Origin of the sequence: Xanthobacter sp. 126 (assembly GCF_000526175.1) — a bacterium.
Classification (GTDB): domain Bacteria; phylum Pseudomonadota; class Alphaproteobacteria; order Rhizobiales; family Xanthobacteraceae; genus Xanthobacter; species Xanthobacter aminoxidans.
The window spans coordinates 729,845-753,053 of sequence record NZ_JAFO01000001.1 but is presented as its reverse complement, the minus strand read 5'-3'; the positions used below and the strand labels follow the sequence as shown (position 1 = coordinate 753,053).

The window sequence follows — 23,209 nt, the reverse complement described above, 5'->3', positions numbered from 1 at the left end:
TTTCGGCCCGGCCGCGCGCACAAACTAAAAAAGGCCGCCCATGCGGGGGCAGCCCGACCGCGCGATTCTAATGAACACGCGCACGAGGTCAACCGATCGCCTGCCATGATGCGAATCGGGACCGCGACCGGCCGCCGCACAAGGGTAAACGAAGCCTTAAGGAGCTGGGGAAAACGCTCCGCGACCCCTTGCCGACTCTGTTGCAGGGACCGGCCATATTGTAGGTTCTTGAGGGTCAGCCACGAGATGTCGTGCGCAGGGGCATCAGGAACCCTCTTCCAGGAACCGCGATCCGGGTCCATCCGAGCGCTTTGCCGCGCACGGGAACGGGGAGGGAGTCCGCCTTGCGGAAATCACGATCCGGGACGCGCCCCAACCGGCGTTCCCGCCCATGGCTGAAGCGGCGCCGAGCGTTTCCGGCGCCCGCGGCGTTCTTGAGATGCTGCCGGTTGAAATGCGGCAAGTAGATGCGGCAAATGGAGAAGAGCGATGAGCTGGAATGACGAGCGCGTCGAACTCTTGAAAAAGCTCTGGAGCGAAGGCCTCTCCGCGAGCCAGATCGCGACCGAGCTTGGCGAGGTGACGCGCAATGCCGTCATCGGCAAGGTGCACCGCCTCGGCCTGTCCGGCCGGGCCAAGGCCGCCCCCGCCCCGGCGCGTCCCCGCGCGAGCGGAACGGCGCCGGCCAAGGCCGGCCCGATGAACGGGCCAATGGGCGCCCCCGCCGGTCGCCCAGACAACCAGGCGCGGCCACAGCGGCCCACCACCATCGGCAACACCGCCCTCGCGGCCGATCTGGACGAGGCACCGGAAGAGGCACCGGCGCCCGCCCCCGTGATGAGCGGCAACGTGGTGCCCATGACCCAGGGCTGCACCATCATGCAGCTCACCGAAAGCACCTGCCGCTGGCCGCTGGGCGAGCCCGGCACCGAGAGCTTCCATTTCTGCGGCGGCAAGGCCAATCCGGGCATGCCCTATTGCCAGACCCACGCCCGCATCGCCTACCAGCCGGTGCAGGACCGCCGCCGCGACCGCCGCCTCGCCTATCTCTGAGACGGGGGAGCCAGACAGAAGGGCCCGCCTCCGGCCGGAGGCGGGCCCTTTTTCGTTCAGGGGACGGCGGGAGGGCTCAGTCGTCCAGCCCCAGCGAGGGCGCCGCGCGGCGTTCCAGCACGTCGCGGATGGCGGCGACCATCTCGTTCTCCTTCACCGCGAACTGGGCGGGGCGGGCGGCGCGATATTCCGCATTGTCGGCGATGCCGGCCGCAATCTTCGCGCCTTCCACCAGATCCTTGATCTGGACCTCGCCGGCCTCTTTCTCGTTGGAGCCCTGGATGATGACGGCCGGAGCGCCGCGGCGGTCGGCGTACTTCATCTGTGCCTTCATGCCGGCACCGCCGAGATACATCTCGGCGCGGATGCCATTCGCGCGCAACTCCGCCACCATCTTCATGTAATCGGCGATGCGGGCCGGCTCCTTGTCCATGGCCAGCACCACCACGGGGCCGACCTCGGCGTCCGCATCCATCTTGCCGAGGAAGGCGAGGGCCGCGAGCAGGCGGGAGACGCCGATGGAGAAGCCGGTGGCCGGCACCTTCTCGCCGCGGAAGCGGGCGACGAGGCCGTCATAGCGTCCCCCGCCGGCCACCGAGCCGAAGCGCACGGGCCGGCCCGTCTCGTCGGTGATCTCGAACGTCAGTTCGGCCTCGTAGACGGGGCCGGTGTAATATTCGAGGCCGCGCACCACGGAAGGGTCGATCTTCACCCGGTCCTGATAGCCGCCGGCGGCGAGCAGGGTGCGGATGTCGTTCAGCTCGGCCATGCCTTCCTGGAAGGCGGCATTGCCGGCGAGCGCGGCGGCGAGCTGCACGTCGTCCAGCTCCACCTCGACGCCCACGTCGGTGGCGCGCACGCCCTTGCCGGTGAGCATGGCCAGCACCACGGACGCCTGCCGGTCATCGAGGCCCGCGCCCTTGGTGAAGTCGCCGCTCTCGTCCTTGCGGCCGGGGCCGAGCAGGAGGGCGACGCCCTCGGCGCCGAACTTGTCGAACTTGTCGATGGCGCGCAGCACGGTGAGGCGGCGCCCGGCATTCTCGTCGCCGCCGAGGCCGATGGCCTCCATCACACCGTCGAGCACCTTGCGGTTGTTCACCTTCACCACATAGGAGCCGCGCGGGATGCCCACCGCCTCCAGCGTGTCGGCGGCCATCATGCAGATCTCGGCATCCGCCGCGACGGAGGGGGCGCCCACCGTGTCGGCGTCGAACTGCATGAACTGGCGGAAGCGGCCGGGGCCGGGCTTCTCGTTGCGGAAGACGTAGCCCGCCCGGTAGGAGCGGTAGGGCTTGGGCAGCTGCTCGAAATGCTCGGCCACGTAGCGCGCCAGCGGCGCCGTGAGGTCGTAGCGCAGGGAGAGCCACTGCTCGTCGTCGTCCTGGAAGGAGAAGACGCCCTCGTTGGGCCGGTCGAGGTCGGGCAGGAACTTGCCGAGCGCGTCCGTATATTCGATGGCCGGGGTCTCCAGCGCCTCGAAGCCGTAGAGCGCGTAGACGGCGCGGATCTTCTCCAGCATGGCGCGGGTGGCGGAAAGTTCCGCGCCAGTGCGGTCGACGAGGCCGCGCGGGAGCCGCGCCTTCGGCTTGAATTCTTTGGCCATGGTGCTTCGGAGCTTCGATGCTTCGGGACTTCGCGTCCCGCTCGGTAAATGCAAGGGTCGGGGCGTCTTAGAGGACGGGGCCGGTGACGGCAAGGTCACGGACCCCGGAACGGCCCCGCGCGAACCCAGTGCGCCCCAAGAATCCTTCCGTGTCGTCACCTGCGCCATGACAGCGCCGTCTTCCGCGCGCATGTTATCGACGGGTAGCGGCATCCGCCGGCTTCACCCTCATCCCAGACCTGCCGTCATGCTGCGCCTTGGGGCGCGGGGCGGCGCCATTGCAGCATGGAGGACACGCTTGCCCCACGACACGCCGCTCATTGCGACCCTCGTCGGGGCCTTCGTCCTCGCCTTCGTGCTCGGTGCCATCGCGCAGCGCCTCAAGCTGTCGCCGCTGGTGGGTTATCTCCTCGCCGGCGTCCTCGTGGGGCCGTTCACCCCCGGCTTCGTGGCCGACGAGCATCTGGCGCTGGAGTTGGCCGAGATCGGCGTGATCCTGCTGATGTTCGGCGTCGGCCTGCATTTCTCTTTGTCCGATCTCCTGTCCGTGAAAGCCATCGCCATCCCTGGCGCCATCGTGCAGATCGCGGTGGCGACGGCCATGGGCATGGGCCTCGCCTGGGCGCTGGGCTGGAACCTCGGGGCCGGCCTGGTCTTCGGTATCGCCTTGTCCGTCGCCTCCACCGTGGTGCTTTTGCGGGCGTTGCAGGAGCGGCGGATGGTGGAGAGCGAGCAGGGGCGCATCGCGGTGGGCTGGCTCATCGTCGAGGACCTCGCCATGGTCCTCGCGCTGGTGCTGCTGCCGGCGTTGTCCGGCGCGCTCGGCGGACGGACTGTCACCACCGGCACCATCGACTGGCTCGGCCTCGGCGGCGATGTCTGGACCACCCTCGCCGTCACGCTGGTGAAGGTCGCCGGCTTCGTGGTGCTGATGCTGGTGGTGGGCCGCCGCGTCATTCCCTGGATCATGCACTGGGTGGCGCACATCGGCTCGCGCGAGCTGTTCCGCCTGGCGGTGCTGGCCATCGCGCTGGGCGTGGCGTTCGGCTCGGCCAAGCTGTTCGGCGTCTCGTTCGCGCTCGGCGCCTTCTTCGCCGGTATGGTGCTGAGCGAGAGCCCCCTCTCCCACCGCGCGGCCGAGGAGACGCTGCCCCTGCGCGACGCCTTCGCCGTGCTGTTCTTCGTCTCGGTGGGCATGCTGGTAGACCCCTCCATCGTGCTGAAGAGCCCGGTCTCGCTGCTGGTGACGGTGCTGATCGTGCTGTTCGGCAAGTCGCTCGCCGCCTTCTTCATCGTGCGGGCGTTCGGCTACGGCAACTCCACCGCCCTCACCATCTCCGCCTCGCTGGCGCAGATCGGCGAATTCTCCTTCATCCTCGTGGCGCTGGGCGTGGACCTGCAATTGCTGCCGGCCGAGGGACGCGACCTGATCCTCGCCGCGGCGATCATCTCCATCCTCGCCAACCCCTTCTTCTTCCTGGTGCTGGACCGCTACCGCGCGCGCCATGCGCCGCTGCGGCCCGAAAAGGCGGCCGCGCCCGCCCCGGCGCCCCATCCCGCGCCCAAGCCTGTCCCGGCCCTGCCGGAAACCGCGCTCGCCAACCACACCGTGCTCGTCGGTTACGGCCGGGTCGGCCGCCTCGTCGCCGACGGGCTGAAGGCGGCGGGCACGCCCTTCCTCGTCATCGAGGACCAGGGCGACCGGCTGGAGGAGCTGAAGCGCCTGGACATCGAAGCGGTGAACGCCAACGCCGCCTCTGCCCCGGCCATCGCGGCGGCCAATGTCGCCGGGGCGCGCCGCATCATCCTCGCCATCCCGGACGGGTTCGAGGCGAGCAACGTGCTGAAGAAGGCGCGCCAGCTCAATCCCGCCATCGAGATCGTCGCCCGCGCCCATTCGGATGCGGAGGTGGAGCACCTGCGGCAGAGCGGGGCCAACTTCATCATCATGGGCGAGCGGGAGGTGGCACGCGGCATGCTGGCGCACGTGCTGGAGACCTCCCAGAACGACATCGCGGGCGCGGCCGCCGCAGAGCAGGCGGTGGAAGGCGGAAACCGGGCCGGACGCTCGGTTTCCATGCACACCGCGGGCCCTGTTGACGCTGGGCCCGGTCTTGCGGAGCCGGCAGCCGCGGCGCAGAAAGAGACGCTGTAGCTCGACCTTTATTGCGAATAAGTTGCAATTGCAGGAAGGGCGCGGTAATTTTTGCGAATTGATCGCAACTAAGGCGGCCGCGCCCGTCACGACCGCCGGACCGGAGCATTCCCGTGCCCGACGCCTTTGTCCTGTCCCGCCGGCATTTTCCGGCGCTTCTCATCGCCGCCGCGGCGGCGATCTTCGCCGCGCCGGCCCGTGCGGCGGCGGCGTTCAAGGTAGTGACCACCTTCACCGTCATCGCCGACATGGCGAAGAATGTGGCGGGCGACGCCGCGCAGGTGGAGAGCATCACCAAGCCCGGCGCCGAGATCCATAATTACCAGCCCACGCCCGGCGACCTCATCAAGGCGCAGGGGGCGAACCTGATCCTGTGGAACGGGCTGAACCTCGAACTGTGGTTCGAGAAATTCTTCTCCCGCCTCAAGAACGTGCCGAGCGTGGTGGTCTCGAACGGCGTCGAGCCCATGGGCATCACGGACGGCCCCTATAGCGGCAAGCCCAATCCCCATGCGTGGATGTCGCCCTCCGCCGCGCTGATCTACGTGGACAACATCCGCGACGCGCTGGTGAAGTACGATCCGGCCAACGCCGCGACCTACACGGCCAATGCCGCCGCCTACAAGGCGAAGATCACCGCCGCCATCGACCCCATCCGCGCCGAGTTGGAAAAGGTGCCGGCCGAGCAGCGCTGGCTCGTCACCAGCGAGGGCGCCTTCTCCTACCTCGCCCGCGATTTCGGGCTGAAGGCGCTCTATCTCTGGCCCATCAACGCCGACCAGCAGGGCACCCCCCAGCAGGTGCGCCGCGTGGTGGACCTGATGCGGAAGGACCACATCCCGGTCATCTTCTCGGAAAGCACCATCTCGGCCGAGCCGGCCAAGCAGGTGGCGCGGGAGACGGGCGCCCGCTACGGCGGCGTACTTTATGTGGATTCCCTCTCCGACCCCTCCGGCCCGGTGCCCACCTATCTCGACCTCCTGAAGGTGACGACCGGCACCATCGCCGCCGGCCTCACCGGGAAGGTGGCGCCATGAACGCCCCCCTCTCCCGCCAGAGCCTCGCCGATGCCGGCGCCGGCATCCTCGTCGAGCACGTCACCGTCACCTATCGCAACGGCCACACGGCCCTGCGCGACGCGAGCTTCGCCATTCCCACCGGCACCATCACCGCGCTGGTGGGGGTGAACGGCTCGGGCAAGTCCACCTTGTTCAAGACCATCATGGGCTTCCTCAAGGCGGCGCGGGGCGAGGTGCGCATCCTCGGCATGAGCGTGCCGGAGGCGCTGAAGCGCAACGTGGTCGCCTATGTGCCGCAGGCCGAAGAGGTGGACTGGACCTTCCCCGTGCTCGTCGAGGACGTGGTGATGATGGGTCGCTACGGCCACATGAACCTGCTGCGCATTCCCGGCGCCGCCGACCGCGCGGCGGTGGAGGCGGCGCTCGCCCGCGTCAACATGCTGGACTTCCGCAAGCGGCAGATCGGCGAGCTCTCCGGCGGGCAGAGGAAGCGCGTGTTCCTCGCCCGCGCGCTGGCGCAGGACGCCCGCGTGATCCTGCTCGACGAGCCCTTCACCGGCGTGGACGTGAAGACCGAGGACGCCATCATCGGCCTCTTGCGCGCCCTGCGCGACGAAGGAAGGGTGATGCTGGTCTCCACCCACAATCTCGGCTCCGTGCCGGAGTTCTGCGACCGCACGGTGCTGGTGAAGGGCACGGTGCTCGCCTACGGCCTCACCTCCGAGGTGTTCACGCAGGCCAATCTCGAAAAGGCCTTCGGCGGCGTGCTGCGCCATTTCGTGCTGGACGAGAGCCATTCCACCACCCCCGGCACGCTGGGCGTGCTCACCGACGACGAGCGCCCCCTCGTCCTCTACAAGGACCGCCCCGCCCAGAGCGGCACGGCCGGCTCCAGCGAGGGGATCGGGTGATGGGACGGGCAGACGCCAGCCTCCCATTTGTGACCGTCATCCCCCGGCTTGTCCGGGGGATCCACTTATCCGCCGCAGCGCTCTCGGTGTTCGGACACCCAGCCAGACCCTTGGTGGATCCCCCGGAACCCGGCTGTTGCCGGGTTCCGCCCCTGCAAACGGAAGTCGGCAACAGCCGACTTCCGGACAAGCCGGGGGATGACAGCTCTGAGGAAAGGCGCGCCTGACCATGGCCCCCACCCTCTCCCTCCTCCTTGAACCCTTCACCTATTCCTACATGGTCAACGCCATGTGGGTGTCCGCGCTCGTCGGCGCCGTGTGCGCCTTCCTCTCGGCCTTCCTGATGCTCAAGGGCTGGTCGCTGATCGGCGATGCGCTGTCCCATTCCATCGTGCCCGGTGTCGCCGGGGCCTACATGCTGGGGCTGCCCTTCTCGGTGGGCGCCTTCTTCGCCGGGGCGCTGGCGGCGGGGGCGATGCTGTTCCTTCAGGAGCGGACCAAACTGAAGGAGGATGCCGTCATCGGCCTCATCTTCACCTCCTTCTTCGGGCTCGGCCTGTTCATGGTCTCTCTGTCGCCAACCTCGGTGAACGTGCAGACCATCGTGCTCGGCAACATCCTCGCCATCTCGCCCGCCGACACCCTGCAACTCGCCATCATCGGCTTCGTCTCGCTCGCCTTGCTGCTCGTGTTCTGGAAGGACCTGATGGTGACCTTCTTCGACGAGAGCCACGCCCGCTCCATCGGCCTGAAGCCCACCGCGCTCAAGGTGATGTTCTTCACCCTGCTCGCCGCCTCGACAGTCGCGGCGTTGCAGACGGTGGGGGCCTTCCTCGTCATCGCCATGGTGGTGACGCCGGGGGCGACCGCCTATCTCCTCACCGACCGCTTTCCCCGCCTCATCGCGCTGTCGGTCACCATCGGCGCCACCACCTGCTTCGTGGGCGCCTACGCCTCCTATTTCCTCGATGGGGCGACAGGCGGCATCATCGTGGTGCTGCAAACGCTGATCTTCCTTCTGGCCTTCGTTTTCGCCCCCAAGCACGGCGTGCTGGCGGCGCGGCGGCAGGCGGCAGAGGCGCTGAAGGAGGGCGCGGCATGAGCCTTCTCGCGCCCTTCCAATTCGATTTCATGCAGACCGCCCTCGTCATCGCCGCGCTGGTGGCGGTGCCCATGGCGCTGCTTTCTTGCTTCCTGGTGCTGAAGGGCTGGTCGCTGATGGGGGATGCCGTCTCCCATGCGGTGCTGCCGGGCGTGGTGCTGGCCTACATGGCCGGCCTGCCGCTCGCCTTCGGCGCCTTCGTGGCGGGCATGGTCTGCGCGCTCGGCACCGGCTATCTCAAGGCCAACAGCCGGGTGAAGGAAGACACGGTGATGGGCGTGGTCTTCTCCGGCATGTTCGGACTGGGGCTGGTGCTCTACACCAAGATCCAGACCGACGTGCATCTCGACCACATCCTGTTCGGCGACATCCTCGGCATAAGCTGGGGTGACATCGCCGAGAGCGCGATCATCGCCGGGCTCGTCACTTTGGTGCTGCTGGCCAAATGGCGCGACCTGCTGCTGAACGCCTTCGACCCCGCGCAGGCGAAGGCGGTGGGGCTCCACACCGGCCTGTTGCATTACGGCCTGCTGGTGATGCTGTCGCTGACCATCGTCGCGGCGCTGAAGGCCGTGGGCATCATCCTCGCCGTTGCGCTGCTCATCGCGCCGGGGGCCATCGCGTTTCTCGTGACGAAGCGCTTCGGCTGGATGCTGATGACAGCGGTTCTGGTGGCCGTCTCCTGCTCGCTCGCCGGCGTCTACCTCTCCTTCTTCCTCGACTCGGCGCCCGCCCCGACCATCGTGCTGCTGATGACGGGCGTGTTCATCGCGGCGTTCGTGGGCGTGCGGGTGAAGGCGCGGCGGGTGGAGGCGGCGGAGAGCGCATCATGATGATCGCGGAACGGGTGCTGATGCTCTCTCAGGATGGCACCGAGGTGGCCGTCCCCGTCCGCATCTTCGCGCCGGTGGAGGGCGCAGATTGCTGGAGCTGCCGCTCCGAGATTCACTGGCCGGAAGGGGTCCGGGTGGACACCATCTACGGCCTCGATTCCGTACAGGCGCTTCATCTCACCCTGCAGGCGATCGGCTCACGGCTCTACATGAGCGACGCCCACAAGGAAGGCCGGCTGCGCTCGGGCGAGCCGGGCTCAGGCTATGGCTTCCCCGTGCTGAAGATGATGCGAAATGAGCTGATCGGCGATGATGCGCGGTTTGATGGGAATGATTGAGAGTAAAGTCTCTGTTGCCTCGACGGCGCGCCCACCCAGGCCATCGTGCAGCTGGTGACGGGCGTGTTCAATGCGGCGCTCGTGAGGTTAAAGGTGAAGACGGACCGGAACGCACGTATTGGATAGTAATTATAATGTTATTATTTAGAAATAACTCTAAGCAAGGCAACTATATCACCGCCATCTCTCGCACTTCTTTCATACATATAAAGCGATGAAGACCACGGGACCTGACATCCGCCAGTATATCTATATATGCAGGAAAATGTCGTCTTTGGTGTCCAAAAATTTATTCTGGCCTCCGAAACTAATGTCACGTTCAACATTACTCTGCCCTCACGATCGCAGAATTCCGCTCCGTTCTTGAAAGAAGCGAGACCCTTGTCGTTAAGATCAGAGAGTGGGAGGCAATCTCCTGCCTTGAATGCCGCAAGTTGCGGGACCGACGCAACCGAAACATATGCGCCCTTGCCAGCTAAAGCAGCGTCAATCATTTTCTGAATATCGGCGCGGCTAATGCTAGGATCGCCCTTCTTTCCTTCAGGCCCGGGGGCCCCTTGTTCTCCCTGCGGCCCCTGTGGACCGGGAGGCCCGACAGGGCCACGCTCTCCCTTGGGACCAGAAACGCCCCCGGGAACGGACCTCGACGGCGAAGCCTTCAGCTCCTCCACCTGCCGTTCAAGATCGCGAATCTTGACCTGTGAACCGTCAATCTGAGAGAGATAATTATTGGCATAGATCGCAAATGAACCAATCCCCACGACGGCGGTCGTTAGCCCCGTCGCGGCGCCCGCATATGCACCAAGTTTCTCGAACATCCCGTTCCCCCAGGCTGCTTGAGGATTCATTCCATAAGCCTTGACGGGGTTCAACTACGCCGTGCAATTCCACCAAAGACATACCGCGTTCCTTTCCCCCACCCTTGACGCCTCACCCCCTCAGGCGTAACCCCATCCGTGGGACACCTCCCCCCAACGGGAGGCGCCCATCTGTAAGGATGGACCACATGACGACGAATCCTGCTCCGGCCACGCGTCCGGAGAACCCCAATTTTTCCTCCGGCCCCTGCGCCAAGCGTCCCGGCTGGACGCTGGAAGGCCTATCCGACGCCCCCCTCGGCCGCTCGCATCGCGCCAAGGTCGGCAAGGTGAAGCTGAAGGAAGCCATCGACCTCACCCGTGAGGTGCTGGAAGTCCCGGCCGACTACCGCATCGGCATCGTCCCCGCCTCCGATACCGGCGCCGTGGAAATGGTGCTGTGGTCCGTGCTCGGCGCGCGCCCCGTGGACATGCTGGCCTGGGAAAGCTTCGGCGAGGGCTGGGTGACGGATGTCGTCAAGCAGCTCAAGCTCACCGACGCCCGCACGCTGACCGCCCCCTATGGCGCGCTGCCGGACCTCAAGAGCGTGGATTTCACCCACGACGTGGTCTTCACCTGGAACGGCACCACCTCCGGCGTCATGGTGCCGGACGCGGACTGGATTCCGGCCGACCGCGAGGGCCTGACCATCTGCGACGCGACCTCGGCGGCGTTCGCGCAGAAGCTCGATTTCGCCAAGCTCGATGTGGTCACCTTCTCCTGGCAGAAGGTGCTCGGCGGCGAGGCGGCCCACGGCATGCTCATCCTCTCCCCCCGCGCGGTGGCGCGGCTGGAGAGCTACAAGCCGGCGTGGCCCTTGCCCAAGATCTTCCGCATGACCAAGGGTGGCAAGCTCATCGAAGGCATCTTCGAGGGCGAGACCATCAACACCCCGTCCATGCTGTGCGTCGAGGACTATCTCGATGCGCTCAAGTGGTCGAAGAACATCGGCGGCCTCTCGGCCCTCCAGGAGCGGTCCAACCGCAACTTCGAGGCCATCGCCCAGTGGGTGCACCGCACGGCGTGGGTGGACTTCCTCGCCACCGATCCGGTGACGCGCTCCAACACCTCGGTGTGCCTGAAGGTGGTGGATGCGGACGTGACCGCGCTCCCCGCCGACGCGCAGGCGGCCTTCGCCAAGGCCATCGCCTCGGGCCTCGAAAAGGGCGGCATCGCCTACGACATCGGCGCCTATCGCGACGCCCCTCCCGGCCTGCGCATCTGGTGCGGCGCCACGGTCGAGCGCGCCGACGTGGAAGCCCTGACCCACTGGCTCGACTGGGCCTTCACCGAGGCGAAGTCCGCGCTGCCCAAGGCCGCGTGATTTCGACCGGGGTAAGGCGGGGCAAGCCGGTCGGCGAGAAGCGACGCGTCCCCTCTCCCCTTGCGGGAGAGGGCTAGGGTGAGGGGTAAAGGCCTCGCCGAAAGCGCTTCATCCCTGAATCTGGCAGCCCCCTCACCCCCGGCCCCTCTCCCGTCCGAACTCGGCTGTTGCCGAGTTCGGTTCGTGAAGGTCGAACTCGGCAACAGCCGAGTTCGAGGGGAGAGGGGAGAGCCCCAGGTGGCGCACGATCCCATTTCACCTCCCCCGCAAGCGGGAGAGGGTTCACGCCGGTGACGCGCGAACGACCGCGCATGCCCGGCTCATCCCATTCGCGAAACGGAGCCCATCCCATGGCACCCCGCGTTCTCATCTCCGACAAGCTTTCCCCCGCCGCCATCCAGATCTTCAAGGATCGCGGCGTCGAGGTGGATTTCCAGCCCGACCTCGGCAAGGACAAGGACAAGCTGGCCGAGATCATCGGCAATTATGACGGCCTCGCCATCCGCTCGGCCACCAAGGTGACGCCGAAGATCTTGGAGAAGGCCAACCGCCTCAAGGTCATCGGCCGCGCCGGCATCGGCGTCGACAACGTCGACCTGCCGGCGTCGACCGCCAAGGGCGTGATCGTGATGAACACGCCGTTCGGCAATTCCATCACCACCGCCGAGCACGCCATCGCCATGATGTTCGCCCTCGCCCGCGAGATCCCGGCGGCGGATGCCTCCACCCAGGCCGGCAAGTGGGAGAAGAACCGCTTCATGGGCGTCGAGGTGACGGGCAAGACCCTCGGCATCATCGGCTGCGGCAACATCGGCTCCATCGTCGCCGAGCGCGGCGTGGGGCTGAGGATGAAGGTCATCGCCTTCGACCCCTTCCTCTCGCCCGAGCGCGCCCTCGACCTCGGCGTGGAGAAGGTGGAGCTGGACGACCTCCTCGCCCGCGCGGACTTCATCACCCTCCACACGCCCCTCACCGAGAAGACCAAGAACATCCTCTCGGCCGAGAACCTCGCCAAGACCAAGAAGGGCGTGCGCATCATCAACTGCGCCCGCGGAGGCCTGGTGGACGAGGAAGCCCTGCGCGCGGCCCTCGATTCCAAGCACGTGGCCGGCGCCGCCTTCGACGTGTTCACCGTGGAGCCGGCGGAGACCAACCCGCTGTTCGGCCATCCCAACGTGGTCTGCACGCCCCACCTCGGCGCCGCCACCACCGAGGCGCAGGAGAATGTCGCGCTGCAGGTCGCCGAGCAGATGAGCGATTATCTCCTCACCGGCGCCATCTCCAACGCGGTGAACTTCCCCTCCATCACCGCGGAAGAGGCGCCGAAGCTGAAGCCCTTCATCGAGCTGGCGGAAAAGCTCGGCTCCTTCGCCGGCCAGCTCACCGACACCGACATCAAGACCGTACGCATCATCTATGAGGGCGCGGTGGCGGACCTGAAGGTGAAGGCGCTGACCTCCGCCGCCGTGGCCGGCCTGCTGCGCCCGGCGCTGGCCGACATCAACGTGGTCTCGGCGCCCTCCGTCGCCAAGGAGCGCGGCGTGGTGATCGAGGAGACCACCCGCGCCGCCACCGGCGACTATGAGAGCCTGATTACGGTGACGGTCGTGACGGAGCAGTTCGAGCGCTCCGTCTCCGGCACGGTGTTCGCTGACGGGCATCCGCGCATTGTCAACATCAAGGGCATCAAGGTGGACGCCGAGTTCGCCCCCGCCATGGTCTATGTGACCAATGAGGACAAGCCCGGCTTCATCGGCCACTTCGCGGGCCTCCTCGGCGATGCCGGCATCAATATCGCCACCTTCGCCCTCGGCCGCGACCATGCGGGCGGCGATGCCATCGCGCTGGTGGCGGTGGACGGTGCGGTGCCGCCCGAGCTGCTCGCCAAGGTGCAGGCCCTGCCGCAGGTGAAGGCGGCCAAAGCCCTCGCTTTCTGAGGCTCTCCCGGCTCAAGTCAAAAAGCCCCGTCCAGCCGGACGGGGCTTTTTCGTTTTCAGGCGGATCAGGCCGCGTGCTTCACGTCCGTCCCGCCGCCGGTGCGCCAGAGCGAGAACAGGATGCCGGCGGCGATCATGGCCACCGTCACGCCCAGCGAGATGGCCGGGTCCACCTTGCCGAAGAAGTGGCTCCAGAAGATCTTGCCGCCGATGAAGACAAGCACGCCGGCCAGCGCGTACTTCAGGTGCGAGAAGCGGTGGACCATGGCGGCCAGCGCGAAGTAGAGGGCGCGCAGGCCGAGGATGGCCATGATGTTGGCGGTGAACACGATGTAGGTGTCCGTGGTGATGGCGAAGATGGCCGGCACCGAATCCACCGCGAATACGAAGTCCGCGATATTGATCACCACCAGGGCGAGGAACAAAGGCGTCGCCCACAGCACGGCCTTGCCGGTGACCGGATGGGGCTGGCGCACGAAGAAGCGCTCGCCGTGGAGGTCGGACGTCACCCGCATCCTCTTGGTGAGGAAGCGCAGCGCGGCGTTCTGCGAGATGTCCGCCTCGCCTTCGCTGGCGAACAGCATCTTGATGCCGGTGACGAGGAGGAACGCGCCGAACAGCAGCAGCACCCAGTCATAGGACTGCACCAGCGCCGCGCCCACGCCGATCATCAGCCCGCGCAGCACCAGCACAGCGATGATGCCCCACACCAGCGCACGGTATTGATAGGCGCGGGGAATGGCGAAGTAGCTGAAGATCAGCGAGATGACGAAGACATTGTCGATGGAGAGCGCCTTCTCGATGGCGTAGCCGGTGAAGTATTGCATGCCGGCCTGCGGCCCCATGGAGGCCCAGATCCAGCCGCCGAACACGGCCGCCACGGCGATATAGAAGACGGAGAGCCTGAGGCTTTCGGCGATGCCGATTTCCCGCGAGTCGCGGTGCAGCACGCCGAGGTCGAAGGCGAGCAAAGCGAAGACGATGGCGAGGAAGCCGAGCCAGAGCCAGAGCGGCTTGCCGGCGACATCGAGGAAGAGAAGAGCGATCAGCTGGTCCATGGCACGGTCCTGTCAGTGGCCTGCGGCAGCCGCCACCCGCGAGGGTCGCGGCGCCGGGCAGGAAACCGGATAGGAGGACCGACATGGCGGGCGGGCACGGACCCGGCCTGCCCCGGGCAGCTGGGACAGGCCGGGCCGCATCCGCGCCCGTCAGAGGGGCCCGGACCTCGCGTGTTGAGGGAATGGGTCCGGGCGCCAGGGGCGCACGGGCGTTAGGCGCGCGGGACGGGTGCCGCCTATCTCGCCGGCTTGAGAGGAATTTCGGCCCACCTCTTGCGGCGGACCACCACGACGCGGGCCATGTCGGCCCCCTCCCGGCGCAGATATTCGATCTGGTCGCGCAGGCGGAGCTTCATCTTCTTCAGCGCGAGCACGCGGGTGCGGTCGGGCTCGGGCCGCGTCTGTTCGGAGGAGATCTCCTCCTCGATCAGGCTGTGGCGCGTCGTCAGCGATTTCATGAACTGGTCCACGACAACCTCCTTTCGATAGGGAAAGGATGGGGCCGGACGCTTGATAGCTCCAATCCATAGTCGCTATATTGGTAATAGCTCTGGACTATGAAGCCACCATGCCCTTCCGGCCGCGCCATCGCCAGCTCGAATATGTCGTGGCCCTCGCCGAGACCGGGCACTTCGGCGCGGCGGCCAAGCGCTGCCACGTCTCGCAGCCGACTCTCTCGGTTCAGGTGGCGTTACTGGAGGAGCAGCTCGGCACACCCCTGTTCGACCGCACGCGCGGCCGGGTCATCCCCACCGCCATCGGCGAGCGGATCATCGCCTCGGCCCGTGCGGTGTTGCAGGCGCTGGACGATATCGTCGCCACCGCCGCCACCGGCGCGGACAACCTCGGCGGGCTGATCCGGCTGGGCGTCGCGCCCACCTTCGGGCCGTATTTCCTGCCCCACCTGCTGCCGGTGCTGCACCGGCGCTATCCCGGCCTCCAGATCTACATCCGCGAGGAGCGCCCCTCGGTGATCGAGCGGGAGGTCACCGCCGGCAATCTCGATTGCGGCCTCGGCCCGCAGCCTTTGTCCGGCTCGGTGCTCACCTTCCGCCGCCTGTGCCGGGAAGCCATCTATCTCGGCGCCGCCAAGGACCATCGCCTCGCGGACGGCGCCAGCGTGGAGATCGCCCAGCTCAAGGGCGAGCGGCTGCTGACCCTCGGGCGCGGCCATCAGCTGTTCGAGAGCGCGCGGGCGCTGGCCGCAGCTTCCGGCGCCCAGGTGCGGGAGGATTACGAGGGCACCAGCCTCGATGCCCTGCGCCAGATGGTCATCATGGGCATGGGCCTGTCGCTCTTCCCCGAGCTTTACGCGCGCTCGGAATTCCGCGTGCAGGACCACATCGCCCTGCTCACGGTGGAAGGCTGGCCGGCGACGCGGGACATGGGCTTCTTCTGGCGCGCGGGCAACAACCGCGCCGCCCATTTCGACCAGCTGGCGCGGGAGAGCGAGGGCACCTGCCGGGAACTCGGCCTCGAACCCGGCTGACGGCGCCGCCCCAACGGCGTGCGGCCCACCCGGGGGAAGCGGGCGGGCCGTCACCCCTCGCCCGGGCGGGGGCGGGGCGAGGCGGCGCGCGGCCTGGCGAACGGCCGCGCCTCCGTTTCGGGGGGAGGGATTGGAGCCGATCAGCGGCGCAGCAGGGCAGACACCTCGCGGCGCAGGCGATCGGCATAGCCCGCCACATGATCGGCGATTGACCGCACGCCCACCGCCGCGCGGCGGATGTCGGACGCGGCATGGGAGACGCCGTCGATGCTTTCGCTGACGGCGCGCGAGGTGGACGACTGCTGCGCCATGGCCGCGGACAGTTCCACGAACAGGTCGCCCAGGTTGGAAATGCTGCGGGTGATGTCGGACACCGCCTCGACGGCGACGCCGCCGTCCTGCTGCACCTGCTCCACCTGATGGCGGATGTCCTGCGTCGCCTTGGCGGTCTGGAGCGCCAGCGCCTTCACCTCCTGCGCCACCACCGCGAAGCCCTTGCCCGCCTCGCCCACGCGTGCCGCCTCGATGGTGGCGTTGAGGGCGAGCAGATTGGTCTGGGCCGCGATCTTCTCGATCAGGGTGGTGACATTCCCGATGCGGCCGACGCTGGTGGCGAGGCTCTCCACCAGCTCGTTGGTGCGCACGGCGCGCTGGGTCGCTTCCTGCGACATGGTGGTGGCACGCTCGATCTGGTGCGAGATGCCGGTGAACGAGGCGGACATCTCCTGGGCCGCCGTTGACACGGCGGTGGACATCTCCTCGGTCCGCTCGGTGAGCTGGAGCAGTTCGGCGGAGGCCGATTGGCCGGCCTCGGAGGTCTGTGTCATCTCCTGGCCGACCGCGGTCACGCCCTCGGCGGTGGCGACGGCGGCCGTCACCACGTCCCAGGTGAGCATGGGGCCGTCATAGCTGCCATCCGCCTTGAAGATGGCCGAGACACGCAGGTCCAGCGTCTCCGGCCCCACCCGGATGCGCGCGTTGTGCGGCAGGTTCGCCGGATCGGCGAGGAGGCCGCGCTGGTGCGCGGGGTGCTTGTGGAACACGTCGATGGACGTGCCCAGCATCTGGTCGGCCTTGACCTTCAAATGGGAGTCGATGCGTCGCAGGGTGTCGATGCTGGTGCGGTTCAGATAATCGATGACCAGCGTCTCGCGATCGCAGGTCATGATGTTCACCGGCATGTTCTCCATCATCTGCTGGAGCCGCTGCGTGCGGGCCTCCAGCGCGGCGCGGGCGGTGTCGGCGCGCAGCGTGACCATCACATGAGCGACGACACCGTGCCGGTCGCGCAGGGCCGAGAGGGTCACGGCCAGCGTCTCGCCGGCCACCGCGAGATTCATCTCGCGCGGCAGAAATCCGGGCTCGGCGATGTGGCGGCCGAGATCCGCCAGCGCCGGATGAAGCGCGCCGAGGGGCATCCCCTGAAGCCCCGCCGGGGACGTGGCGAGGCCCGAGGCGACGGTGTTCAGGAGTTCGGTGGCCGCCGCATTGGCCTGGACCACGGCGAGCCCGCGCCCCTCGCACAGCAGCACCCCCCATGGCAGAGCCGCCATCAGCTGCGCCGCCATGCCGGTGGCCACCGCGCCGAATTCCCTGGCTGCCATGCCTCGCCCGGAATGCACGGATTCGGGCCTGGCCCGCAGCGCGCTTGCCGTCATGCTGTTCGTCCTGTCCTGGGCGGCCGATGCCGCGCCGCTTCAGCGCCGCCCTGTGCAGCGCGCGATGCCAGCAAAGGGCTAGGCCGCGAGGCTTGCCCGAAGCTGGGGCGGGCCGACTGACGCAGCGTCGCCAACAGGACTTTCACGTTTGTGCGATGCACATGGCGGGCCGGGTGTGGCCCATGCGCCACCCCCCACCGGCGGGAAGATGCTAAATCAGGGAAATGGCTGGGCAGCCCCGCCCAAGGTTGGACTTCAACCCTTGGGCGTTAACCTTAACGCCACCTTATCCGGCTTCAATGCACAGGCGCGCAGACAGGAAACTGAAGCGCGACGTCGTGCGTTGTGTGCGTCGTAGGGTCTCGCATCGTCTGAGTGGTCCAAGCATGCCTCGGTTCCTGCCCCGGTTGTTCCCGAAGGTTCTGGTCAAGGCTTCCCGAGCTACGGCCGAAATGGTGACAGGTACCGACGTGCCCGTGATCGGCCGCCGCCTGTTCGTCATGGGCGCGCCTCTGGCGCTGGCCGCGTGCGTCACCAATCCGCCGCCGGCTCCGCTGAGCCGCGCGAACATGATGTACGGCCCGGTGGACGGCGAGCCCTTCCCGGTGGACGCCGTGGACCTCTCCGAGGTGGACCCCAAGTGGCTGCGGCAGGAGGTTCCGGCCCCGGCCGGCTACGCGCCCGGCACCATCGTGGTCGATATCAACGAGCGCTTCCTCTACCTCATCGGCCGCAACGGCACGGCGATCCGCTACGGCGTGGGCGTCGGCAAGCAGGGCTATTCGTTCCGCGGCTGGGCCACCATCAAGCGCAAGGAGAAGTGGCCCCACTGGACGCCCACCGCCAACATGGTGCGCCTCCAGCCCGCGCGCTATGGACCCTACCAGGCCGGCCTGCCGGGCGGCGAGACCAATCCCCTCGGCCCGCGCGCGCTCTATCTCTATGACGGCGACCGCGACACCATGTTCCGCATCCACGGCACCATCGAGCCGTGGAGCATCGGCCAGCAGGTGTCCTCGGGCTGCATCCGCCTGCTCAACCAGGACATCATCGACCTCTACGAGCGCGTCCCGCTCGGCACCCGGGTCTATGTGAAGGGCTGAAGTCGCAGCACCTGAACGCCCGACGATTCCCGCCGCCGTCATCGCCCGCCTCGTGCGGGCGATCCACTGTCGGGCAAGAGGGGTGTCGGATCACTGAAAGGTGGACGAGCGGATGTCGCGGCAGGCACTGCCCTGCGAGAATGATTTGCTGCCCTACCCGCCCGCCGCCCGGGGCAGCAGCCGGTAGAGTTGGGCGGCGCCGTCGATGATCTGGAAACGGTTGCGCGCCTGCGAGAATTCGAGATTCTCGCGGGTGCCGATGCACAGGAAGCCGCCGCGCACGAGGCTCTGGGCGAAGCGTGCCAGCACCTTGTCCTGCAACGGCGTGGTGAAATAGATCAGCACATTCCGGCACAGGATGAGATGGGCCTCGCAGAACACCCCGTCGGTGACGAGGTTGTGCTCGGCGAAGGTGACGTTGGCGATGAGCTTCTGGTCGAGCTTCATCAGCTCATAGCGGGCGTGGAAATAGTCCGAGAAGCTCCCCGCCCCGCCCGCCGCGCGATAGCGCCGGCCCGCCTCGCGCGCCTCCTGAAGGGGATAGATTCCCTCCGCCGCGCGGTCGAGGGCGGCCTTCGAGATGTCGGTGGCAAAGATGCGCGTGCGCTCGTATAGCCCCGCCTCGGTCAGCAGGATGGCGAGGGAATAGATCTCCTCCCCATGGGCGCAGCCGGCCTGCCAGATGTTGATCTCCGGATAGGACGCGAGCACCGGGAACACCCGCTCCTTCAGCGCCAGGAAGACGTGCGGATCGCGGAAGAATTCCGACACCGGCACCGAGAGGCCGGCGATGATGTCGGGCAGCCGCTCGGGCGCGTGCAGCATCCGGGCGGTGAGGTCCGAGACAGTGGCGGCGCCGAAGCCGGTGGCGAGGTTGCGCACCCGCCGCGTCAGCGAGGCCTTGCCATAGTCGCGGAAATCGTAGCCGTAGCGACGGTACAGCGCCTCCACGAAGAGATCCACCTCGATGGTCTCCAGCGCCAGCGCATCCCGCGCCTCCGCGGCCGAACCCGGGGGCGGCGGATCGTCCGGCGCGTCGATGTCCCCCGTCATCGCGCGGCGAGCCAGGTGCGGATCATGGACAGGAGCTTCGGGACGTCCACCGGCTTGGCGAGATAGTCGCTGGCGCCAGCGGCAAGGCACTTCTCGCGGTCGTCCTTCATGGCCTTGGCGGTGAGGGCGATGACCGGCAGCTGGGCGAAGCGCGGCTGGGCGCGAATCTGCGCCATCGCCTCGTAGCCATCCATCACCGGCATCATCACGTCCATGAGCACGATCTCGATGTCCGGCTGCTCGTCGAGCTGCGCCAGCGCCTTGGCGCCGTCCTGCGCCAGCACCACGTTGACGCCGCGCGCGCGCAGCACCTTGGCGAGAGCGTAGATGTTGCGCATGTCGTCGTCGACCAGCAGCAGCTTGCGGCCTTCGAGATCGCCGTCCGGATTGGCCGCGAGTTGTTCCGGCTCGCGCTGCACGGAGTGGAGGAACAGCGACACCTCGTCCAGCAGGCGCTCGGGCGAGAGCGCGCCCTTCACCACGATGGCATCGGTGAAGGCACGCAGCTTCATGCGTTCCTCGGTGGTGAGGTCGCGGCCCGAATAGACCACCACCGGCACATGCCTGCCGCCCCCGGCGAGGCGTTCGATCAGCTCGAAGCCGGACATGCCGGGCAGGCCGAGATCGAGCACGATGCAATCGAGATCGCCCTGCGCCACCACCTCCAGCGCCTCCTCGGCGCTCCCCGCCTCGACGATCTGCGCCTTCTCGCGGGCGAGAAGGGTGCGCACTGCGTGGCGGGCAGCGGCGTCGTCGTCCACCACCAGCACGCGGCGGGGACGGTCGGCGGAATAATGGGTGAGGAGGCCGAGCGCCTCGGACAGCTGGTCCGCGCTCACCGGCTTGGTGAGGAAGCCCACGGCGCCGAGGTCGCGGCCGCGCCGGCTCTCGTCCAGCGCCGAGACGAAATGCACCGGGATGTGGCGGGTGGCCGCGTCGGCCTTCAGCCGCTCGATCACCGTCCAGCCGTCGAGACCGGGCAGCATCACGTCGAGCAGGATGCCGGTGGGCTTGTAGGTGCGGGCGAGGGCGAGGCCGCTGCCGCCGTCGCCGGCCGCCAGCGCCAGATAGCCCTTGCGCCGCACCAGCCCCACCAGCGTGCGGGCGAACACCGGATCATCCTCCACCACAAGGATCACGGTGGCGCCGGGGGTGAGCCGGTCGCGGTCGTCCTCCACGCTCACGGCGGGAACGGGCGGCAGGCCGGACAGACCCGCCGCCTCGCGCTCCTGCCGGCTCGTGTCGAAGGCCACCTGACGCGCATCCATCGCCGGCTGAGGCACGGGCGCAGGGGTGGGCGCCGCCTCCCCGTCCTCCTCCGGCAACGGCTCGCCGACAGGAATCTCGAGGGTGAAAGTGGAGCCCTGGCCCATCGCACTCTCCACGGTGACGCGGCCGCCGAGCAGGCTGGCGAGGCGCTGGGTGATGGCGAGGCCGAGGCCGGTGCCGCCGAACTGGCGGCGGGTGGAGGCGTCCACCTGCTCGAACGCCTCGAAGATGGCGTCGAGCTTGTCCCCGGGAATGCCGATGCCGCTGTCGGCGACCGCGACCCTCAGGATCTTGCCCGCCTCATCCTTCGAGAAGGTCACGGAGACCCGGCCCTGCATGGTGAACTTCAGCGCATTGCCGACGAGGTTGGTGAGGATCTGGTCGAGCTTGCCGGGATCGGTGAAGACAAGGTCGGGCGCGTCCGCGACGGAGACCGCGAGGCGCAGCCTGCGCTCCTGCGCAAGGCGCCGGAAGTTGCGCTCCAGCCGCTGCGCCACGCTCGCGATCTTCACCGGCTCGTGCACCACCTCCATCTTGCCGGCCTCGACCTTGGAGAGATCGAGGATGTCGTTGATGAGCCGCAGGAGGTTCGACCCGGACGAGTGGATGATGCTCGCCGCCTCCACCTGGTCGGCATCAAGATTGCCGGTGCGGTTCTCGGCGAGATCCTGGGAGAGGATGAGCAGGCTGTTGAGCGGCGTGCGCAGCTCATGGGACATATTGGCGAGAAACTGGGACTTGTACTCGTTGGCCCGCAGCAATTCCTCGGCCCGCGCCTCCATCTGCTGGTTCAGCGCCTCCAGCAGTTCCTTCTGCTCCGTCATCTCCTGCGAGGAGCGGCGCAGCACGTCGTTGGAGGCCTGCAGCTCGTCCGCCTGCACCCTCAGTTCCTCCTCCGAGGCGGCGAGGCGCTGGGAACGCTCGTGCAGTTGCTCGTTGGTGGCGCGCAGTTCTTCCTGCTGGGTGCGCAGTTCCTCCTCGGCGACGCGCAGTTCCTGCGCCTGCTTCTGGCTCTGCTCCAAAAGCTCGCGGGTGCGGGCGGCACGGACGAGATTGTCCAGCGACAGGGCGACCAGCGGCGCGACCTCGTTGAGCAGCCGGCGGGCGCGCTCCTCCAGCGGCGCGAGCAGCGCCAGCTCGATGACGCCGAGCAGGCGCTTCTTGAGCACCAGCGGCACCGCGACGATGGAGTGCGCCGACGCCTCCCCGGTGCCGGTGCGGATGCGCAGATGGTCGGCCGGCGCGGGAGAGAGGACGATGGTCTTCCTCTCCAGGGCGCACTGGCCGACGAGCCCTTCGCCGATGCGCACGCGGGTGGACAGATGCCGCCGCTCCGAAAAGGCGTAGCTGCCGACCAGTTCCAGCGCCTCCGCGTCCGCGTCCGGCCCGGCCGCCTCGTCATGGGCGTAGAATACGCCGACCCCCGCGCCGAGCAGCGGCGCAAGCTCGGTCAGCAGCGCGTCGGCGAAGGCGCGCGTATCCTCCTGCGCCTGGAGGCGGGTGGCGATGGTGTTGAGGCCGGTCTTGACCCAATCGGTGTCGCGGGCGGCGATGGCGGTGGCCTTGAAGACCTTGAGCGCGCGCGCCAGCGTGCCCACCTCGTCCTTGCGCTCGGTGTAGGGCACCTCGATGGTGTGGTCATGCTCGGCGAGGCGCGTCATCAGCTCGGCGAGGCGGCGCAGCGGGATGGCCATGAAAACCGCGCCGACGAACACGCCCGCCACCGCGACGCACAGCGTCGCCACAAGGGCGATGACATCGATGGCGCCGACGATAGCCTCGGCCCGGTCGAGGTCCGCCTGGGCGCTGACGATCTCGGCGGATGCGGCGGCGCTCAGTTCATCGATGGCACCGATGATGCCGCGATTGCCCTCCTCGCTCGTTTCGGCGGCGAGGAAAACGCGCAGGGCCGCATCGACAGCGGCGGGGTCCGCGCTCGCGGCCGCAGCCAGAAGAGGCGCCGCCACCGCATCGCTCCAGCGCCCGGCGATGCGTGAGGCCCGCTCGGCGAGGGGCAGGAGCGAGGGCTCGCCCGTCACCGCCGTCCGCAGGGCCGCGAGCTTCTCGCCGGTGAGCGCGGTCGACGCCGAAAGCCGGGCCTTGAGGCCGCGGGGATCGGCGAGCGCGGTGCGCATGGTCTCGAGCTGGCGGCGATTGAAGGCGCGTGTCGCCTCGGCTGCGAGCAGGCTGACCTGGCGGATCTGCTCCACCCGGGCTTCCTGAGTCTTCGCCATGCGGGCCGTCACCCAGTTGGCGCCGAGCAGCAGGGCGAACATGGAGATGAGGAGACCGACGATCAGCCCGGCCTTGGCCTGCATGCCGAGATTGGCGAACCACGACCGTTCGGTCAGATTTTCCAGCATTCCCCGCGACCCCTTCCGACCCCGCCGCAGAATGCATAGGCGGGGGTGAAGAAGGATTGAAGAGGAAAATCAGGCCCGGCCGC

The 23,209-nt window shown here is 67.8% G+C and carries 18 protein-coding genes; 11 read left to right on the top strand and 7 right to left on the bottom strand.

Going from position 1 to position 23,209, the window contains the following annotated elements; translation table 11 throughout:
• Window positions 1-489: 489 nt before the first annotated feature.
• Window positions 490-1,053, top strand: coding sequence for a GcrA family cell cycle regulator (locus XAN126_RS0103450; protein WP_024277205.1), 564 nt, complete (start codon window positions 490-492; stop codon window positions 1,051-1,053).
• 76 nt (window positions 1,054-1,129) lie between these two features.
• On the opposite strand, the gene hisS is transcribed toward XAN126_RS0103450, so the two are convergent.
• On the bottom strand, window positions 1,130-2,656 hold the full coding sequence (gene hisS, locus XAN126_RS0103445) for a histidine--tRNA ligase (protein ID WP_024277204.1): 1,527 nt from the start codon (window positions 2,654-2,656) through the stop codon (window positions 1,130-1,132).
• Window positions 2,657-2,954: 298 nt separating this feature from the next.
• Between hisS and ybaL the strand changes: the two genes are divergently transcribed.
• From ybaL to XAN126_RS0103415, 6 genes are all read left to right on the top strand, one after another.
• Window positions 2,955-4,811: a YbaL family putative K(+) efflux transporter gene (gene ybaL, locus XAN126_RS0103440; protein WP_024277203.1), complete on the top strand. Its 1,857-nt coding sequence runs from the start codon at window positions 2,955-2,957 to the stop codon at window positions 4,809-4,811.
• Window positions 4,812-4,972: 161 nt separating this feature from the next.
• On the top strand, window positions 4,973-5,848 hold the full coding sequence (locus XAN126_RS0103435) for a metal ABC transporter substrate-binding protein (protein WP_245272346.1): 876 nt from the start codon (window positions 4,973-4,975) through the stop codon (window positions 5,846-5,848).
• A complete protein-coding gene (locus XAN126_RS0103430) occupies window positions 5,845-6,741 on the top strand; it encodes a manganese/iron ABC transporter ATP-binding protein (RefSeq protein ID WP_024277201.1) in 897 nt (298 codons plus the stop codon). Before XAN126_RS0103435 ends, XAN126_RS0103430 begins: the two co-directional genes overlap by 4 nt.
• 229 nt (window positions 6,742-6,970) lie before the next feature.
• Complete coding sequence (locus tag XAN126_RS0103425; RefSeq protein WP_024277200.1) at window positions 6,971-7,843, top strand: metal ABC transporter permease; 873 nt, start codon at window positions 6,971-6,973, stop codon at window positions 7,841-7,843.
• On the top strand, window positions 7,840-8,676 hold the full coding sequence (locus XAN126_RS0103420; protein ID WP_024277199.1) for a metal ABC transporter permease: 837 nt from the start codon (window positions 7,840-7,842) through the stop codon (window positions 8,674-8,676). Before XAN126_RS0103425 ends, XAN126_RS0103420 begins: the two co-directional genes overlap by 4 nt.
• Complete coding sequence (locus tag XAN126_RS0103415; RefSeq protein ID WP_024277198.1) at window positions 8,673-9,014, top strand: hypothetical protein; 342 nt, start codon at window positions 8,673-8,675, stop codon at window positions 9,012-9,014. The genes XAN126_RS0103420 and XAN126_RS0103415 overlap by 4 nt, the downstream gene beginning before the upstream one ends.
• 140 nt (window positions 9,015-9,154) lie before the next feature.
• On the opposite strand, the gene XAN126_RS29225 is transcribed toward XAN126_RS0103415, so the two are convergent.
• The gene (locus XAN126_RS29225) at window positions 9,155-9,832 is read right to left on the bottom strand and encodes a hypothetical protein (protein ID WP_081762504.1); all 678 of its coding nucleotides are present in this window, start codon (window positions 9,830-9,832) and stop codon (window positions 9,155-9,157) included.
• 188 nt (window positions 9,833-10,020) lie between these two features.
• On the opposite strand from XAN126_RS29225, the gene XAN126_RS0103410 reads away from it, so the two are divergent.
• Together XAN126_RS0103410 and serA are read left to right on the top strand one after the other, a co-directional pair.
• Complete coding sequence (locus tag XAN126_RS0103410) at window positions 10,021-11,196, top strand: phosphoserine transaminase (RefSeq protein ID WP_024277197.1); 1,176 nt, start codon at window positions 10,021-10,023, stop codon at window positions 11,194-11,196.
• Between the two features lie 350 nt (window positions 11,197-11,546).
• Window positions 11,547-13,133 carry a phosphoglycerate dehydrogenase gene (serA, locus tag XAN126_RS0103405; protein ID WP_024277196.1) on the top strand — a complete coding sequence of 529 codons (1,587 nt, stop codon included), beginning with the start codon at window positions 11,547-11,549 and terminating at the stop codon, window positions 13,131-13,133.
• Window positions 13,134-13,198: 65 nt separating this feature from the next.
• On the opposite strand, the gene XAN126_RS0103400 is transcribed toward serA, so the two are convergent.
• Window positions 13,199-14,191 carry a TerC family protein gene (locus XAN126_RS0103400; RefSeq protein WP_024277195.1) on the bottom strand — a complete coding sequence of 331 codons (993 nt, stop codon included), beginning with the start codon at window positions 14,189-14,191 and terminating at the stop codon, window positions 13,199-13,201.
• Window positions 14,192-14,427: 236 nt separating this feature from the next.
• The gene (locus XAN126_RS0103395) at window positions 14,428-14,661 is read right to left on the bottom strand and encodes a DUF465 domain-containing protein (RefSeq protein WP_024277194.1); all 234 of its coding nucleotides are present in this window, start codon (window positions 14,659-14,661) and stop codon (window positions 14,428-14,430) included.
• A gap of 98 nt (window positions 14,662-14,759) precedes the next feature.
• On the opposite strand from XAN126_RS0103395, the gene XAN126_RS0103390 reads away from it, so the two are divergent.
• Window positions 14,760-15,680, top strand: a complete 921-nt coding sequence (locus XAN126_RS0103390; protein ID WP_024277193.1) for a hydrogen peroxide-inducible genes activator — start codon at window positions 14,760-14,762, stop codon at window positions 15,678-15,680.
• A 140-nt stretch (window positions 15,681-15,820) separates the two neighbouring features.
• Here XAN126_RS0103390 and XAN126_RS0103385 read toward each other — a convergent pair whose 3' ends face one another.
• Window positions 15,821-17,284, bottom strand: coding sequence for a methyl-accepting chemotaxis protein (locus XAN126_RS0103385; protein ID WP_029876666.1), 1,464 nt, complete (start codon window positions 17,282-17,284; stop codon window positions 15,821-15,823).
• Between the two features lie 506 nt (window positions 17,285-17,790).
• Here XAN126_RS0103385 and XAN126_RS0103375 point away from each other — a divergent pair.
• Window positions 17,791-18,441 (top strand): L,D-transpeptidase, encoded by a 651-nt coding sequence (locus tag XAN126_RS0103375; RefSeq protein ID WP_029876665.1) that lies wholly within the window; start codon window positions 17,791-17,793, stop codon window positions 18,439-18,441.
• A gap of 153 nt (window positions 18,442-18,594) precedes the next feature.
• On the opposite strand, the gene XAN126_RS0103370 is transcribed toward XAN126_RS0103375, so the two are convergent.
• Window positions 18,595-19,494, bottom strand: coding sequence for a CheR family methyltransferase (locus XAN126_RS0103370; protein ID WP_081762502.1), 900 nt, complete (start codon window positions 19,492-19,494; stop codon window positions 18,595-18,597).
• On the bottom strand, window positions 19,491-23,126 hold the full coding sequence (locus XAN126_RS0103365) for a response regulator (protein ID WP_024277189.1): 3,636 nt from the start codon (window positions 23,124-23,126) through the stop codon (window positions 19,491-19,493). The genes XAN126_RS0103370 and XAN126_RS0103365 overlap by 4 nt, the downstream gene beginning before the upstream one ends.
• Between the last annotated feature and the right edge of the window lie 83 nt (window positions 23,127-23,209).

What these genes read in the sequence shown, in the direction of transcription:
- XAN126_RS0103450 (WP_024277205.1), top strand. Translation starts at nt 490, where the DNA reads ATGAGCTGGAATGACGAGCGCGTCGAACTCTTGAAAAAGCTCTGGAGC.
- hisS (WP_024277204.1), bottom strand. Translation starts at nt 2,656, where the DNA reads ATGGCCAAAGAATTCAAGCCGAAGGCGCGGCTCCCGCGCGGCCTCGTC.
- XAN126_RS0103430 (WP_024277201.1), top strand. Translation starts at nt 5,845, where the DNA reads ATGAACGCCCCCCTCTCCCGCCAGAGCCTCGCCGATGCCGGCGCCGGC.
- XAN126_RS0103425 (WP_024277200.1), top strand. Translation starts at nt 6,971, where the DNA reads ATGGCCCCCACCCTCTCCCTCCTCCTTGAACCCTTCACCTATTCCTAC.
- XAN126_RS0103420 (WP_024277199.1), top strand. Translation starts at nt 7,840, where the DNA reads ATGAGCCTTCTCGCGCCCTTCCAATTCGATTTCATGCAGACCGCCCTC.
- XAN126_RS0103415 (WP_024277198.1), top strand. Translation starts at nt 8,673, where the DNA reads ATGATGATCGCGGAACGGGTGCTGATGCTCTCTCAGGATGGCACCGAG.
- XAN126_RS29225 (WP_081762504.1), bottom strand. Translation starts at nt 9,832, where the DNA reads ATGTTCGAGAAACTTGGTGCATATGCGGGCGCCGCGACGGGGCTAACG.
- XAN126_RS0103410 (WP_024277197.1), top strand. Translation starts at nt 10,021, where the DNA reads ATGACGACGAATCCTGCTCCGGCCACGCGTCCGGAGAACCCCAATTTT.
- serA (WP_024277196.1), top strand. Translation starts at nt 11,547, where the DNA reads ATGGCACCCCGCGTTCTCATCTCCGACAAGCTTTCCCCCGCCGCCATC.
- XAN126_RS0103400 (WP_024277195.1), bottom strand. Translation starts at nt 14,191, where the DNA reads ATGGACCAGCTGATCGCTCTTCTCTTCCTCGATGTCGCCGGCAAGCCG.
- XAN126_RS0103390 (WP_024277193.1), top strand. Translation starts at nt 14,760, where the DNA reads ATGCCCTTCCGGCCGCGCCATCGCCAGCTCGAATATGTCGTGGCCCTC.
- XAN126_RS0103385 (WP_029876666.1), bottom strand. Translation starts at nt 17,284, where the DNA reads ATGGCAGCCAGGGAATTCGGCGCGGTGGCCACCGGCATGGCGGCGCAG.
- XAN126_RS0103375 (WP_029876665.1), top strand. Translation starts at nt 17,791, where the DNA reads ATGGTGACAGGTACCGACGTGCCCGTGATCGGCCGCCGCCTGTTCGTC.
- XAN126_RS0103370 (WP_081762502.1), bottom strand. Translation starts at nt 19,494, where the DNA reads ATGACGGGGGACATCGACGCGCCGGACGATCCGCCGCCCCCGGGTTCG.
- XAN126_RS0103365 (WP_024277189.1), bottom strand. Translation starts at nt 23,126, where the DNA reads ATGCTGGAAAATCTGACCGAACGGTCGTGGTTCGCCAATCTCGGCATG.